Genomic DNA, 14,964 nt, shown 5'->3' on the forward strand with positions numbered 1-14,964 from the left:
TGCCTGATGTCGGGTCATCCCCCTCGCTGGAAGCGAAACCGCTTCTTGCGCCGGTAGGGATAGACATCCTCGAACACCCCCTCCTTGATGTTGCTCTGCAGCATCTTCCAGTAGTTGGCGTCGAAGAGCTCCTTGTGCAACTGCATCATGATCTCCCGCACCTGGGGTTTTTGCAGCAGGAAGGTGGCGAACTCCTCCGGGAAGATGTCGTTGGGTGCCACCGAATACCAGGGTTCGGCGCTCCACTCGTCCTCCGGGTAGCGCGGCGGCGGGATCTGGCGGAAGTTGCACTCCGTCATGTAGCAGATCTCGTCGTAGTCATAGAAGACCACCCGGCCGTGGCGAGTCACCCCGAAGTTCTTGAACAGCATGTCGCCGGGGAAGATGTTGGCCGCCGCGAGCTGGCGGATGGCGTTGCCGTACTCCTCCAGGGCGAGGCGGGTCTGCTGTTCGTCCGCCTGATCCAGATAGAGGTTGAGCGGGATCATCTTGCGCTCGGTGTAGAGGTGTTTGATCACCAGCTTGTCGGCGGTGAGGGTAAGCGCAGAGGGCGCCACCGCCTTGAGCTCGGACAACAGCTCCGGCGAGATGCGATCGAGGGGAAACTCGAAGTTGGTGAACTCCTGGGTATCTGCCATGCGGCCCACTCTATCATGCTGTTTTACCAGCCGGTATTTCTCCTTCACCTGCTCGTGGCTCACCTCCTTGGGCGGGGTGAACTCGTCTTTTATCACCTTGAACACCACATCGTAGGAGGGGAGGGTGAACACGCTCATCACCATCCCCTTGATGCCGGGCGCGATGACGAACTGCTCCCGGCTCTGGGCCAGGTGCTGCTGGTAGTGGCGATAGAGCTCGGTCTTGCCGTGCTTCTGGCAGCCGATGGCGTTGTAGATTTCATAGTCCGGCTTGCGGGGCATGATCTGGCGAAGGAAGGCCACAAAGAGCGCCGGTACCGGGGCATAGACCATGAAGTAGGCGCGGGCGAAGCCGAACACGATGGAGGCCAGCTCCGGCTCGAAGATGACGGTGTCCACATAGATGCTCTGACCGGTGCTGAGCAGGGGCAGGATGAAGGGATAGACTTCTCCCTTCACCCGGATGAGCCCCACCAGATAGGCTCCCTTGTTGCGATAGAACACTTCCCTGAGCAGCTCGATGGCGAAGGGCTCCTCGTGCAGGATGGCCGGGCCGCTCTCTGCCAGATGGCGGTGGATGTCCATGATGTCCCGCTGCTTGTCTTCGAAAGGGAGGGTGAAGCTGTAATCCCCGAGCAGCTGGCTCAGGGTCTGGGGCAGGTGGGAGAGATCGGTGCGATAGATACGCAGCAAGGATCCCAGGTCAGGCTTGTCGCCCCGGCTCACGAAGGGGTGGATATAAAGGTTCTCGTCGCGGATGTTGCGATGGCGGAAGATGCGGCGATAGACGGAATTGAAGAAGGACTCCGCCACCTCGAAGTTCTCGCAGCGGGGCAGGAGATCGCTGAAGGCGCCTTTCACCTGCTTGAGCAGGGCCTGGGTCGGCAGCTGCTCCCCCATCATCTGTTTGATCTGCGCCGTGGTGGCGCCGACATGGTGATCATAGAGGCGGATGCGCTCTCGACCGGCGAGCTGCACCCCCAGCCAGTCGCTGTTCTCGAAACGGCTCTTGCTGCCCTGGGTTATCTCGAGAAAGCGGCTGTAAAACGACTCAAAACGTTGCAGGATCGTCTCGGCGACCGCCTGCTCCAATGGCTGCTGCATCTCTCTCTTCCTTGTGATCTGTCGGGCCCATGGCGTCAGTGCCCTGAGGCGGCGGACTCGCGTCCAAGGCCACTATGGCAACATCCAAACATCTGTTCAAGTGGCAATATTTCGGGATAAACGGTAGATTGCGCCCCTGTTTTGCCGACGGTTCGCCGCAGTTCGCGGCGTCGGCCTCATCCTGGAGAGAACCCGATGAAACTCTATTTTGTGCTGGTGTCGCCCGCCCGTGCCGCCAACGTGGGGGCTGCTGCCCGCGCCATGAAGACCATGGGCTTCGATGCCATGCGACTGGTGGGGAGCCGGGTGCACGAAGAGGAGGAGGCGAGCTGGGTTGCCCACGGGGCGCAGGAGATCCTGACGGATGCGCAAGCCTTCGACACCCTGGAAGAGGCCCTGGCGGACATGGATCTGGTGGTCGCCACCACCGCCCGGCAGCGCGGCCGCTACCAGCACTACCTCACCCCGGCGGACATTCGCGACCAGATCCGGGCCAAGCCCTCCCTCGAGAAGGTGGCCATCGTGTTTGGCTGCGAGGAGTCCGGGCTCTCCAACGAACAGCTTGCCCAGGTGGATCTCATCAGCTACCTGCCTCTCAAGGTCTCATACCCGTCCCTGAACCTGGGTCAGGCGATCATGCTGTATGCCTATGAGCTGAGTCCGCTGCTCGATGACCAGAAAGTGAGCGACGAGCAGGACGTAGCAGAAAATTTCGAGAGTGCCGGGCAGGTTCGCGTGCTGAAATCAAAAACAGCAGAATTGCTTGGTGAACTCGGAGTTTCGCAGGATGAAAAACTGCATCAATGGGTGATGGACCGAGTGCCCATGCTGCCGCAGCGGGATCTCAATATGCTCCATCTGCTCTGCAAAGACCTTGCCCGCAAGTTTGGCAAGGAGGTTTAGGTTGACAGCCCCTCGCCGGGCGCGGTATTGCTAACAACCAGATTCGTTCAAGAGTGTTCGTCATGCAGCTATTCACCAACATCATCACCACCACCATTATTACCGGTACCACCACAGGTGGCACTGGGGCCGGTTGATGCGCTGACGAACAAGCACAGAAATCAGAAAAAGGCCCGTACCCACCCAGTACGGGCCTTTTTTGTTGGATTGTTTTTAGACCTATTAGCAGATCAATTTGCAGGGAATACAGGGAGATAGCGATGAGAGTGTTGAAATTTGGCGGGTCGTCACTGGCCGACGCAGAGCGTTTCTTGCGGGTTGCCGATATCGCGGTGAATACCCACGGCCAATCCCAGGTGGCCCTGGTGCTGTCGGCACCGGCCAAGGTGACCAATCACCTGGTCGCCCTGGTGGAACAGACCAGTCGCGGCATGGATGCAAGCAGTACCCTGTTCGAGATCAACGGCATCTTCTCCCGCCTGCTGGCGGGGCTCAAAGCCGCCTATCCCGCGCTGGATGACAAGGCGCTGCAGGCCCGTCTCACCGCCGAGCTGGATCAGGTCGAGCGGCTGATGCAGGGCATCCGTCTGCTGGGGCTGTGCCCGGACAACGTCCAGGCGCGCATCCTGAGCCGGGGCGAGAACCTCTCCATCGCCTTCATGCACGAGCTGTTGCGTGTGCGCGGCCTTGAGCTGGACATCATAGTGCCCGAGCAGTTGCTGGTCACCGATGGCGGCTACCTCGAAGCCCATGTGGACATCGAGGCCTCCCGGGTGCGCTTCGCCGCCAAGGGCCTGCGCTCTGACTGTCTCTACCTGATGCCGGGCTTCACCGGTGGCAGCGACAAGGGCGAGACCGTGCTGCTGGGCCGCAACGGCTCCGACTATTCCGCAGCCGTCTTGGCCGCCTGCGTCGATGCCGAGTGCTGCGAGATCTGGACCGACGTGGAGGGCTGCTACAACTGCGACCCGCGCCTGGTACCGGATGCCTACCTGCTCAAAACCCTTTCCTATAAAGAGGCGATGGAGCTCTCCTACTTCGGTGCCAAGGTGCTGCACCCGAAGACCATCGCCCCCGTGGCCCAGTTCCACATTCCCTGCCTCATCAAGAACAGCTTCAACCCCCAGGGGCCGGGTACCCTCATCGGGGTCGATCAGGGGGATGACGATCTGAAGGTGAAGGCCATCTCGGATCTCTCCGGCATGTGCATGTTCAACGTCTCCGGTCCCGGCATGAAGGGCATGGTGGGCATGGCCGGTCGCATCTTCTCCGCCGTCTCCCGCGCCGGGGTCAGCATCGTGCTGATCACCCAGTCGTCCTCCGAGTACAGCGTCAGCTTCTGTATCCACAGCTACGACAGCGACAAGACCCGCAAGGTGCTGGAGCGCGAGTTCGAGCTGGAGTTCAAGAACCAGTTGCTGGACCCGCTCGAGATCATGACCGATCTGGCCATCATCTCCCTCATCGGTGACGGCATGCGCACCTCCAAGGGGATGGCGGCGCGCTTCTTCACCTCCCTGGCCCAGGCCTCCATCAACATCGTCGCCATCGCGCAAGGGTCGAGCGAGCGCTCCATCTCCGCGGTCGTGCGCTCCGGCAAGGTGGCGGAAGCCATCAAGGCCTGCCACCAGAACTTCTTTGGCAGCCAGCAGTTCATCGATCTCTTCGTGGTCGGGGTGGGCGGCGTCGGTGCAGCCCTGGTGGATCAGATTGCCCGCCAGCAGCCGGTACTGGCCGAGCAGGGCACCGGCCTGCGGGTGGTCGGCATCGCCAACAGCCGCCAGATGGCGGTCAACAAGGACGGTCTGGCCCTCGCCAACTGGCGTGAACAGCTGGTGGAAGCACAAGGCAGTTTCAGCCTGGAGGCGGTGAAGAAGCTGGTGGAAGAGAGCCACCTCATCAACCCGGTGATCGTCGACTGCACCTCGAGCGAAGCCGTGGCCGTCCAGTACGCCGATTTCCTCGGGGCCGGCTTCCACGTGGTCACCCCGAACAAGAAGGCCAACACCGGGTCGCTGGATTACTACAAGGCGCTGCGCCGCACCGCCCGCCAGACCCGTCGCAAGTTCCTGTACGAGACCAACGTGGGCGCTGGCCTGCCGGTCATCGAGAACCTGCAAAACCTCATCAAGGCCGGCGACAAGCTGCGCGCCTTCGACGGCATCCTGTCCGGGTCGCTCTCCTTCATCTTCGGCAAGCTGGACGAGGGGATGGCCTTCTCCGAGGCTACCCAGATCGCCCGCGGCAACGGCTTCACCGAGCCGGATCCCCGCGATGACCTGAATGGCATGGACGTGGCTCGCAAGCTCCTGATCCTGGCCCGCGAGGCCGGCATGGCGCTGGAGCTCTCCGATGTGGAGGTGGAGCAGGCACTGCCGCCGGGCTTTGACGTGAGCGGCGACGTGGAAGCCTTCATGGCCCGCCTGCCCGAGGCCGACGGCTGGTTCCGCGACCAGTTCGCGGCGGCCCAGCGTGAAGGCAAGGTGCTGCGTTACGTCGGCTCCATCGAGGGTGGCAAGTGCAAGGTGGCCATCAAGGCGGTGGGTGGCGACGAGCCCCTGTTCAAGGTAAAAGACGGGGAGAACGCGCTCGCCTTCTTCTCCACCTATTACCAGCCCATCCCCCTGGTACTGCGCGGCTATGGCGCAGGGACCGAAGTGACCGCCGCCGGTGTCTTCGCCGACGTGCTGCGCACCCAGAACTGGAAGCAGGAGCTGTAACATGAGTTCAGCGATGAACCCGAATGTAGAAATCGGCGGCAGCGTGGTGGCCTATGCCCCGGCCTCCAGCGCCAACCTGAGTGTGGGTTTTGACGTCCTGGGGGCGGCGCTCGCCCCCGTGGATGGCTCCCTGCTGGGTGACCGCGTCCAGGTCAAATCGGCAGAGGTGCCTTTCGCTCTCTCTTCCGTGGGCCGTTACGCCCACAAGTTGCCGGACGACCCGAAAAAGAACATCCTCCACGACTGCTGGGTCGCCTATGGCGAGGCGCTGGAGAAGCGCGGCCTTGGTCTCAAGCCGCTGGAAATGGTGCTGGAGAAGAACCTGCCGGTGGGCTCGGGCCTGGGATCGAGCGCCTGCAGCGTGGTGGCGGCGCTGGAAGGGCTCAACGCCTTCCACGGTGCGCCCCTGAATGAACACGACCTGCTGCTGTTGATGGGGGAGATGGAAGGGAAGATCTCCGGCTCCGTCCATTACGACAACGTGGCGCCCTGTTATCTGGGCGGCATGCAGCTGGTGCTGGAGGAGGGGGGCGTCATCAGCCAGGGCATCCCGGTGTTTGACGAGTGGTACTGGGTGGTCTGCTACCCGGGCACCGTGGTCTCCACCGCCGCCGCCCGCGCCATCCTGCCGGCCCAGTATCGCCGCCAGGACTGCCTCACCTATGGCCGCCGGCTTGCCGCCTTCGTGCATGCCAGCTACAGCCGCCAGGAAGGGCTGGCCGCCAGCGTCTTGAAAGACGTGATCGCCGAGCCTTATCGCGCGGCCCTGATTGAAGGTTTCAACGAGGTGCGGGCCCAGGGGGCCCAGAACGGGGCGCTGGCCACCGGCATCTCGGGGTCCGGTCCCACCGTGTTCGTGGTGATGAAGGATCTGGCCCAGGCCGAACGCATGAAAGAGTGGATGGAAGCGCACTTTGTGCGCAATGAAGATGGATTTGCCCGGGTCTGCAAACTGGACATGGCCGGGGCACGGGTAACAGGAAGCGAGCTATGAATCTTTACAACATCAAGGACAAGAGTGAACAGGTGAGCTTCGCCCAGGCGGTGCGTCAGGGTCTGGGCCGCGAGCAGGGGCTGTTCTTCCCAGAGACCCTGGAGCCGCTGGCCGACGTGGATGCCCTGCTGGATCTGCCGCTGGCCGAGCGCTCGGCCCGCATCCTGAGCCACCTGCTGGGTGACGAAGTGCCGGCTGCCAAGGTGAGCGAGCTTATCGACGCTGCTTTCACCTTCCCGGCGCCCCTGGTGAAGCTCAAAGATGGCACCTATGCCCTCGAGCTGTTCCACGGCCCGACCCTGGCATTCAAGGATTTCGGCGGCCGCTTCATGGCCCAGTGTCTGGCTGCGTTCAGAACCAATGACAAGATCACCATTCTCACCGCCACCTCCGGCGACACCGGTGCCGCCGTGGCCCACGCCTTCTACGGCCTGGAGGGGATTGAAGTGGTGATCCTCTACCCCAAGGGCAAGATAAGCCCCTTGCAGGAGGCGCTCTTCTGCACCTTAGGGGGCAACATTCGCACCCTCGCCATCGACGGTGACTTCGATGCCTGCCAGGCGCTGGTCAAAGATGCCTTCGACGATGAAGGGCTCAAGACCGCCATCGGCCTCAACTCCGCCAACTCCATCAACATCAGCCGCCTGCTGGCCCAGGTTTGCTACTACTTCGAAGCCGTGGCCCAGTTGCCGAAAGCCGATCGCGCCAAGGCGGTCATCAGCGTGCCGTCCGGCAACTTCGGTAACCTCACCGCGGGTCTCATCGCCAAGGCGCTGGGGCTGCCGGTGAAGCGCTTTATCGCCGCCACCAACGCCAACGACACCGTGCCGCGTTACCTGAAAACCGGCCAGTGGGAGCCGCACCAGACAGTCGCGACCCTGTCGAACGCCATGGACGTGAGCCGCCCCAACAACTGGCCGCGGGTGGAAGAGCTGTGCCGTCGCAAGGGCTGGGCGCTGGAAACCTTGGGCTCAGGGATGCGTGATGATGCCCAGACTCGCGACGCGCTCAAACGCCTGCATCAGCTGGATTACCTGTGCGAGCCCCACGGGGCGATTGCCTGGGATCTGCTGAACGAGCAGCTTGGGCAAGACGAGGTCGGTGTCTTCCTCTGCACCGCCCATCCGGCCAAGTTCAAGGAGTCGGTAGACGAGATCCTGAATCTGGATGTACCGCTGCCGGGCCCGCTCGCCAAGCACGCCGCGCTGCCGCTCCTGTCCCACGATCTGCCCGCCGACTTTGGCCGCCTCAAGGCCTTCCTGCTCGGTTAAGCCGTCATGAGACGCTGACGATCCCCCGCTTTTTCGCGAAAGCGGGGGATTTTTTATGTCCGGTATAGGGCGGGTAGCCCGCCCTGATCCCCCTGAAACAAGGAGCACGGCATGAGCCCGCATCCCCTGCGAACCCTGATCGAGACCTGTGACGCCGCCATCTCCCGGCGCGACTTCGACGCCCTGATGGCCTTCTACGCCGAAGACGCCGCCCTGGTGGTCAAACCCGGCATGGTAGTGCGCGGCATTCCCGCCATCTGCCGTGCCTTCAGTGCCATCTCCGATTACTTTGACGGTCAGCTTGAGGTGACCCAGGGGGCCATGGAGGTGATCGAGGGGGCCGACAACGCCCTGGTGATCATGGAGACCCGGCTGCGCTACCCGGGCGGAGAGGGGTGGGTCGATGAAACCCGGCGCGCCACCTATGTGTTTCGCAAAGAGCCCGGCGGGCAGTGGCGCTGCACGGTGGACAACTCCTACGGCACCACGCTGCTGGGGGCGCAGCAGCCCGGCTATCGGCCTGCAACCGACTAGCGCAGTCACACTGGCTCGACGTAGCCAGAGTGCGTGTATAGCGTGCGTAATCAAGGCTCACCATCAAGGCCGTGCAGCCAGACCGGTTAGTCAGATTGAGTAGCCAGATTGAGTAGCAAGAGCCAAGCCATGCAGGCCGGGGAGCCCGAGCCGCACGCAGGGCACCGCTCTGCCTGGGAGGGGGCATCACAGCGCAGCCCACGGCGCAACTCCCCGTTTTGGTTGTGCCTCACAACCTGCTGGCAGAAAGTGCGCCGACAGTGATTGCTGCGACGTTTTTGCACATTTGATTTGCACTCTCGTTGTTATGCTCGCCCCTGGCAGCACAACCCTGTCTGTGGGTCATTTCCGGCCCTCCGTGGCCCGTTGACCCGGTCTGCCGTGGCTGCTAATCAGGGGACTGCTTGACACCCTTCATGGACGAGCAGAGCCGCAGATGCCTCGACGGCGCGGCTTATCGACAACAACAACACCACAGTGCAGGGAGCAAACCATCATGTGGCCGTACCGAAAAATAGTGACCCAGTCCCTCAAAACCCCCCTGATGATCGCCAGGATCATGTTTTACCTGGCCCTGTTATTGGTCTTCCCCCTGCCAATGATGATGCTATCGGACTCTCCGGCGACAGAGATCGGGCGTTTCTCTTACATCCTGGTGACGTTTCCCATCGCCATTGGGCTGATGCTGATATCGAGCCTGATGGCCATCCTCATTGCCATGGTGGAGTCGCGCAACCAGCCGCCACCCCTGGGGCGGTGGTAAGAAGGTCCCTGCCTTTCAAGCCATCCAATGAAAACCATCCCAAGCGGGATGGTTTTTTAATCGGGATTTTTAATCGGGACACCCACCTTTTTGACAGCGGCGTAGCGCTATTCTTGACTTGAAAGGTCGCCGTCGAGGGATGCGCCATGACCATTGCCCGTTCACGTCAAATCAGTCTGCAGGATACGCCTTACTACCATGTGGTCAGTCGCTGTGTGCGGCGGGCGTTTCTGTGCGGGGAAGATGCCCACTCCGGCCAGAGTTACGAGCATCGGCGCCAGTTGCGTATTCCGGTGAATTTGAACAGTGATTCCGGAATCTGTGAACACCATTTCCGGAAAGTATGCGGCCAGGGATTCTGCGAGCAGAAGCTGAGCTTTGAGGGGAGGCATCTTTTCGACTCACCGAACAAGCCAGCAGCCAAGCGCAGCGCGGCAGTTGTGGATCCAGGTCATTGGAGCATGACGGTTCATCTGACATCAGAGTTCGTGCTCTGAGGTGTCCGGAAATGGTGTACACGCAAGCCGGAATCAGCGTTCATTTTAAACCGGAATAGGTGTTCATTTTCGACCGGAATATGCACCAGTGGGTAGTGGACAAGTTGGGCCAATTGTCGCGACTGTTTGCCATCGGTGTGTGTGCCTATGCGGTGATGAGCAATCACTATCACCTGGTGCTCAAGGTCGAGCCGGATACCGCTGCCAATTGGAGCGAGCGAGAGGTGGCCGAGCGTTGGGCGGCGCTGTTCCAGTGGCCGCTGCTGGTACGACGCTGGTATCAGGGGGAATCCCTGATTGAGCCTGAATTCGCTGTGGTGCAACAACTGATAGGACAGTGGCGGGAGCGCCTGCATTCCATCAGCTGGTTTGTGCGGTTGCTCAACGAAACCCTGGCTCGGCAGGCGAATCGGGAAGACGGCTGCAAGGGCCATTTCTGGGAAGGGCGCTTCAAGAGCCAGGCCTTGCTCACCGAATCAGCCCTGCTGGCCTGCATGACGTACGTTGACCTCAACCCGATACGAGCGGGATTGGCCGATCGGCCTGAGCAGAGCGATTACACCAGCCTCAAGCAGCGTCTCGATGGCGAGCAGCCCGCAGCTCCATTGCCACCCTTGTTGCTGCCGTTTGCCAACCAGCGTACATCGAATGGTCTGCCTTATGCCTTTACCGATTATCTGATGCTGGTGGACTGGACAGGTCGTGCCATCAGAGTGGACAAGCGTGGCCATATTCCGTCCCACCTTGCCCCCATCCTGGCGCGGTTGGGGCTGGATGAGATTCGCTGGCTGAAGCAGGTGACGCTGTTTCGGCGCCAGGGCATCAGAGTAGTGGGTGACAAAGAACACTGTCAGCAGTTTGCCCGGCACTGTGGTCAGCGACGATGCCATCAGCCACCTTGTTAATCCGATAGATCCCGTTTTACTCCCTTGGCATTTGTTTGGTGTCAGGCATTGCCATGTCTGAACACGCGACCCCACCGGGTAAATGTCGCTGGTGTACAAGATATTTATCGGGTTCCAGGAAGATCAGTGTGTGATGAGAGATATAGCCAGCCAGATAATGGCTGGCTCAAAAAGGTGGGTGTCCTAGATTTTCTACCTAAGCTGCCTGCTAATGTTGATCGGCTGATTAAAGACGCTGCAATGCCTAAGCTGCCTGCTAATGTTGAGCGGCTGATTAAAGACGCGGCAATGCCTAAGCTGCCTGCTAATGTTGAGCGGCTGATTAAAGACGCTGCAATGCCTAAGCTGCCTGCTAATGTTGAGCGGCTGATTAAAGACGCTGCAATGCCTAAGCTGCCTGCTAATGTTGAGCAGCTGATTAAAGATGCTGCAATGACTAAGTTGCCCGCGAATGTTGAGCGGCTGATTAAAGATGCTGCAATGCCTAAGTTGCCTGATCATGTTGAGCAAATTCTTAAAACTGTTGATGTACTTATTCCGCGTGAAATAAGGGAGTATCAAAAGACACTGAAGCAGTTTGAGGATGTAGTTAACAAGCCGCTCTCTGACTTGAGGAAATAAGGCTTCATGTAATAGAGTGTACAGATATAGTTATCACTTGACACCGGCTTCAAACCGGTGTCTTTTATGCTACTAGGTTAGTAATGATGTTTTTATAAGCCCACAGAAGATCGCTTCCTAGCAGCTCATATCACCTCTTAGCGCCTACTCTTGGCTCTTTGCATCCAACGTCTGTTTAACGCCTTTTCTTGCAGTCATCATATACACAGCAAATAACCCTGTGATACCAGTAACACCTGCCAGTACAAACAAAAAAGCTCCAGATGAATGGCTAAGTACAAATGCTCCTATGAATGGCGCTATAAGCATCGCGCTGTTCTGGATTGCTTGCAGCCGTCCAGCTGCAATCCCAAGGCTTGCTTGAAAATTTTCAGCCAGGTATACATTTGATGAGATCGCAAATCTAGAACTGAAAAGCCCTACAACAAAAAATACTATAGCCAATGATGCCAATTGCAATGTAAAAGGTTCATATAATATGGGGGCGATCAAAATAAACATACACATAGTAATAAAGGCAGGGAATAAGATCTCCTCAATTAGTCCTTTAAGAGAAGAAGACGTAGCATTACGAGCACTCCACAACCCATACAGAAAGTTTCCTATAGCAGATGAAGATACTAATACACCAAGGGCACTTTTATCTAACCCGTTATCTCTAAGTAAAATTGGGAGTTGATTGTTGACCATGAAAACGGCGATAAAAAATATTGCCATTACTATGGCATATGAATTCCAACTTTCATTACTCAATGTTGATGGCTTTGAGCTTGGTGAATTGTCCAGTCCATCTTTAACTGTTGTAGTCTTTATTGTCCAGAACACAATGCAGCCAGCAAGCGTTAATCCACCTGAAATCAACAATGCATATTCGTCACTCCCGAATGACGCGATTGCTCCACCAAGTGCAGGGCCAGTTATCTTTGCTGCACTATTCATCATATTTAGCAAGGAATAGTAGCGAGTTCTGTTTTCCGCTGGTACACAACGAGCACTGATAACTGATATAGCTGGTGTGGCTATGCTATTAAATAGAGATCTAATTACAGCTATTGCCACAAAGATATATAGGTTGCTTGCAGTTAATAGTGCAACAGTCAGCAACGCCCTTAGCACGAGACTCGTACGCAACCAATAAAGAACTTTACAGCCATTAACCAAATTACTAATAAATCCGGTAAATATGATACCTGGCAATAGCATACTTGCGCCGATAATTGCTATCTCCATGCTATCAACTTGAAATCGATACACACATATTGTCAGTATGGCTATATAGTCAATCCATCCCCCGAACACGACCAACCCATCACCCAGTAAAAGTAGCTTGAGACGGTTTGAAAATGAATGAGTTATTTTATCCAAAAGAATACTCCTGCAACTTCATCTGCAATTTGAAGTGGTTTTGAAATTCCATTTTTTTCTCTAAATTCATCAACCGCTAGCTTACATCCTGGTAGATTATAATCATCAATGATGATGAATCCACCATCGGATATTAGGTGATATACGTTATCTAGAACGTCTTTTGTTGAGCTATACCAATCCGCGTCAATTCTTACAACACTAAACTTAACATTAGCAGCTGATAATGATGGTAGTGTATCTTCAAACCAGCCTGGCATGAAAATTATGTTATCATCGAGTAATCCATAACGATTAAAATTTTCCTTTACATCATCAATGCTTGCTAAGCAGTCCAGGTTATATATCGGGAGTGCCTTAGAAAATCGATACCAGAAATGATTTGCAAAAATCCCATCCTGGGTACTGGGAACCGGTAGACCTGAAAAGGAATCTGCTACATAAACCTTACGAGATGAGTTTAGGCTTTTCAGAACTCCAGCCATGTAGATTGAAGTCCCCCCTCTCAAAACCCCACAATCTAATACATCGCCAACAATCTTTTTTTCATTTGTGATTGTTATGGCATCTCGTATATTATTCAATGCGTCAATGCTAACGTATGTATGAATATTTCTAGATCTCTTGGTGTACTGAAGGATTTGAGTCAAGTCTTCTGCGCTGATATTAAGATTGATACCATCGTTCATTAATAAGTCTAGAGTCTTCTTTATTTCGTCCACTTCATCAGGTGTTGCTTTTGGACTATCAGGCTCATAGATTTTGTTTGTTAGCACTTTACTTAATAAATCAAGATACACGAAAACGCCCCTTTAATGTTACTCTAAAATGAGAATGCCAACATTAGCCAACTCTTGACAGAGCAGAACTTTCGACTCTAGGTTTAGGTCGCCAGAGAGCTGACTTGGAGTAAAGCAAACTAATCCACTTGAGCAAATATAATCTATTTCACCCTGACAATAATCAGGAAGAGTTACATTCGAAGGCCTTGAAACAAGCGGTTTTCCTGGGCTGATTGTCGAACTAAAATATATTGATATAGAACCGTCACCAGTTCTAGCTTGTATATCAACACCTTGCCTTAGCCGTAGCTTTGTTGACTCAGTAATCGCATGTGATGCAGCAAGAGTTTCCAGGCGTCTATCGCAGGTCTCATGTTTGGTTGCGCTATATGCGATATCAAAGTCAGCTTTAATTACATCAAAAGGTACTTTCTTTAATCGATCTAAAAGTAGTTTTGTATTTTTATCAAGAAGATCTCGTTCAGTGAATGGATAAATATTCTGTCTGAGTTCAACTATGTGCTCAGACATTAGCCGTAGGTATCCTTCCAGTACTTCAAAAATTTTTATTGGTTGCAAACCAATAGCCATATGTAATGAGTGGCTATCTAAGCATCGTGCAGAATGTGGCGCTCCTGCTGGAATATATAATATATCTCCAGGTTCTAGAATAACCTCAATTGATGGAGCTCCAAGATCGACATCTTTAAAGTTCTGTTGAAGTGGAAGAGTTGGATTATCGATTACCTTGTCCCAAACATGCCAAACTTTACGCCCTTCTAGTTGGACAACAAAAACTTCTGTGGTATCAAAATGCGTATCAAGGCCTGGGAAGTTTGCGCCAGTAAGGAATGGTTTTGCGAAAACATATCCACCAAAAATGTCCTCAAGGCTTTTGCAGATCTTAGCGATGTCACTGTGACGATTATCAAGATCTTCTAGCTTAAGTGTCGCACCAGATTTGAACGCTTCAAGTACGAATTCTCGTTGTGTTGTTGCTTGACCATGATAGGTCGGTATCGTTATTGCCACCCCATCCTTAGTTATTCTAACTAAGTTATGTAGCATGCCCTCTCCAGCAATCAAATAGCGATCAAAGTCAGCCAGGGTGAACATATTGATGAGACTGCTCTCTGCTCTTTGGAAGAGTGGCTTTTTTTCGAAGTAATTATTAAAAAAACTTTCTTGGTCAATAGACCCTATAATTTTATGCAACATTCTATAATCCCCTATTAAAAAAGGATGGTGTATACACACCATCCTTTTTCATACGTTCATATTCAGAACAGTACGTGCTGAACATGTTTCAGTGCAGCCGCAGAAACGAATTTAATATCCTTTTTATTCAGAGTCATTTTTTATTTCCTTATGAAATGAAGGTTGATGAATACCAGGAGCGAAGGCTCCAAACGGCGATTTCAATTTAATGGCCGAGAAGTTAGATGTAAACACCTTCTAGCAGGAAGATGCACGAGTGTTGATTATTTGTAACAAGCGATAATCCGTAGGATGTTGAGTCGAGTAGTGATATTGACTGAGGAAAATGCATATTTGATATAGAAAATTCAAATTCTTTACCAACATTAAGGCAAAAATATTTTTTTGACCCTAAGTGATTACTTATCTGGGTAACAAAAATCAATTGACATCTATATGTGAAATGTGGGTTTCACTATAAATTAGATTAATAGACTTCTTTTACACGTCTTGCGATTACTCAGTGGTTTTAAATCTGGTAAATGAGCTTGGTTATAGTTGTTTTGAAATAAATCAAACATACAAGCTATGTTAGTATCTATTCACCAGGACGGGGTTGACGGCATCAGTTCTGCCGGGATGGGATAATCTGTCTTCTCGATGCACGCCC

General features: G+C 54.8%; 13 protein-coding genes and 1 other annotated feature. Of the genes, 9 read left to right on the plus strand and 4 right to left on the minus strand.

The annotated features are described in order from the left end of the window. Positions 1–14: 14 nt before the first annotated feature. Positions 15–1,742 carry a bifunctional isocitrate dehydrogenase kinase/phosphatase gene (gene aceK, locus PG896_RS05230; protein WP_270835461.1) on the minus strand — a complete coding sequence of 576 codons (1,728 nt, stop codon included), beginning with the start codon at positions 1,740–1,742 and terminating at the stop codon, positions 15–17. Between the two features lie 195 nt (positions 1,743–1,937). Between aceK and PG896_RS05235 the strand changes: the two genes are divergently transcribed. The 9 genes from PG896_RS05235 (at position 1,938) to PG896_RS05275 (ending at position 10,950) form a co-directional block, all read left to right on the plus strand. Next, a complete protein-coding gene (locus tag PG896_RS05235) occupies positions 1,938–2,645 on the plus strand; it encodes a tRNA/rRNA methyltransferase (RefSeq protein ID WP_039039357.1) in 708 nt (235 codons plus the stop codon). Between the two features lie 69 nt (positions 2,646–2,714). Next, positions 2,715–2,848 (plus strand) — a sequence feature (Thr leader region). A 57-nt stretch (positions 2,849–2,905) separates the two neighbouring features. Then, positions 2,906–5,365 carry a bifunctional aspartate kinase/homoserine dehydrogenase I gene (gene thrA, locus PG896_RS05240; protein ID WP_223930673.1) on the plus strand — a complete coding sequence of 820 codons (2,460 nt, stop codon included), beginning with the start codon at positions 2,906–2,908 and terminating at the stop codon, positions 5,363–5,365. 13 nt (positions 5,366–5,378) lie between these two features. Further along, on the plus strand, positions 5,379–6,359 hold the full coding sequence (gene thrB / locus PG896_RS05245; protein ID WP_010673589.1) for a homoserine kinase: 981 nt from the start codon (positions 5,379–5,381) through the stop codon (positions 6,357–6,359). Next, a complete protein-coding gene (gene thrC / locus PG896_RS05250; protein WP_049636630.1) occupies positions 6,356–7,630 on the plus strand; it encodes a threonine synthase in 1,275 nt (424 codons plus the stop codon). Before thrB ends, thrC begins: the two co-directional genes overlap by 4 nt. A 111-nt stretch (positions 7,631–7,741) precedes the next feature. After that, the gene (locus tag PG896_RS05255) at positions 7,742–8,164 is read left to right on the plus strand and encodes a YybH family protein (protein ID WP_270835463.1); all 423 of its coding nucleotides are present in this window, start codon (positions 7,742–7,744) and stop codon (positions 8,162–8,164) included. Positions 8,165–8,660: 496 nt separating this feature from the next. Next, complete coding sequence (locus tag PG896_RS05260) at positions 8,661–8,927, plus strand: hypothetical protein (RefSeq protein ID WP_109422507.1); 267 nt, start codon at positions 8,661–8,663, stop codon at positions 8,925–8,927. A gap of 146 nt (positions 8,928–9,073) precedes the next feature. Continuing rightward, complete coding sequence (locus tag PG896_RS21175; RefSeq protein ID WP_442866193.1) at positions 9,074–9,424, plus strand: hypothetical protein; 351 nt, start codon at positions 9,074–9,076, stop codon at positions 9,422–9,424. A gap of 80 nt (positions 9,425–9,504) precedes the next feature. Continuing rightward, positions 9,505–10,329: a transposase gene (locus PG896_RS05270; protein WP_270835464.1), complete on the plus strand. Its 825-nt coding sequence runs from the start codon at positions 9,505–9,507 to the stop codon at positions 10,327–10,329. Between the two features lie 126 nt (positions 10,330–10,455). Further along, positions 10,456–10,950 (plus strand): hypothetical protein, encoded by a 495-nt coding sequence (locus PG896_RS05275; RefSeq protein WP_270835465.1) that lies wholly within the window; start codon positions 10,456–10,458, stop codon positions 10,948–10,950. A 144-nt stretch (positions 10,951–11,094) separates the two neighbouring features. On the opposite strand, the gene PG896_RS05280 is transcribed toward PG896_RS05275, so the two are convergent. The 3 genes from PG896_RS05280 to PG896_RS05290 are packed head-to-tail and all read right to left on the minus strand — an operon-like array spanning position 11,095 to position 14,315. Further along, positions 11,095–12,315, minus strand: coding sequence for an MFS transporter (locus PG896_RS05280; RefSeq protein WP_069785450.1), 1,221 nt, complete (start codon positions 12,313–12,315; stop codon positions 11,095–11,097). Further along, positions 12,303–13,115 (minus strand): TylF/MycF/NovP-related O-methyltransferase, encoded by an 813-nt coding sequence (locus PG896_RS05285; RefSeq protein WP_053288697.1) that lies wholly within the window; start codon positions 13,113–13,115, stop codon positions 12,303–12,305. Before PG896_RS05285 ends, PG896_RS05280 begins: the two co-directional genes overlap by 13 nt. Positions 13,116–13,133: 18 nt before the next feature. Next, entirely contained in the window at positions 13,134–14,315 is a 1,182-nt protein-coding gene (locus PG896_RS05290) for a JmjC domain-containing protein (protein ID WP_158657420.1), read from the minus strand. Between the last annotated feature and the right edge of the window lie 649 nt (positions 14,316–14,964).

The organism is Aeromonas sp. QDB30 (assembly GCF_027707645.1).
Lineage (GTDB): Bacteria > Pseudomonadota > Gammaproteobacteria > Enterobacterales > Aeromonadaceae > Aeromonas > Aeromonas caviae.

Excerpts from the sequence above, each read along its gene's own strand:
- aceK (WP_270835461.1), bottom strand. The coding sequence starts at position 1,742 with ATGCAGCAGCCATTGGAGCAGGCGGTCGCCGAGACGATCCTGCAACGT.
- PG896_RS05235 (WP_039039357.1), top strand. The coding sequence starts at position 1,938 with ATGAAACTCTATTTTGTGCTGGTGTCGCCCGCCCGTGCCGCCAACGTG.
- thrA (WP_223930673.1), top strand. The coding sequence starts at position 2,906 with ATGAGAGTGTTGAAATTTGGCGGGTCGTCACTGGCCGACGCAGAGCGT.
- thrB (WP_010673589.1), top strand. The coding sequence starts at position 5,379 with ATGAACCCGAATGTAGAAATCGGCGGCAGCGTGGTGGCCTATGCCCCG.
- thrC (WP_049636630.1), top strand. The coding sequence starts at position 6,356 with ATGAATCTTTACAACATCAAGGACAAGAGTGAACAGGTGAGCTTCGCC.
- PG896_RS05255 (WP_270835463.1), top strand. The coding sequence starts at position 7,742 with ATGAGCCCGCATCCCCTGCGAACCCTGATCGAGACCTGTGACGCCGCC.
- PG896_RS05260 (WP_109422507.1), top strand. The coding sequence starts at position 8,661 with ATGTGGCCGTACCGAAAAATAGTGACCCAGTCCCTCAAAACCCCCCTG.
- PG896_RS21175 (WP_442866193.1), top strand. The coding sequence starts at position 9,074 with ATGACCATTGCCCGTTCACGTCAAATCAGTCTGCAGGATACGCCTTAC.
- PG896_RS05270 (WP_270835464.1), top strand. The coding sequence starts at position 9,505 with ATGCACCAGTGGGTAGTGGACAAGTTGGGCCAATTGTCGCGACTGTTT.
- PG896_RS05290 (WP_158657420.1), bottom strand. The coding sequence starts at position 14,315 with ATGTTGCATAAAATTATAGGGTCTATTGACCAAGAAAGTTTTTTTAAT.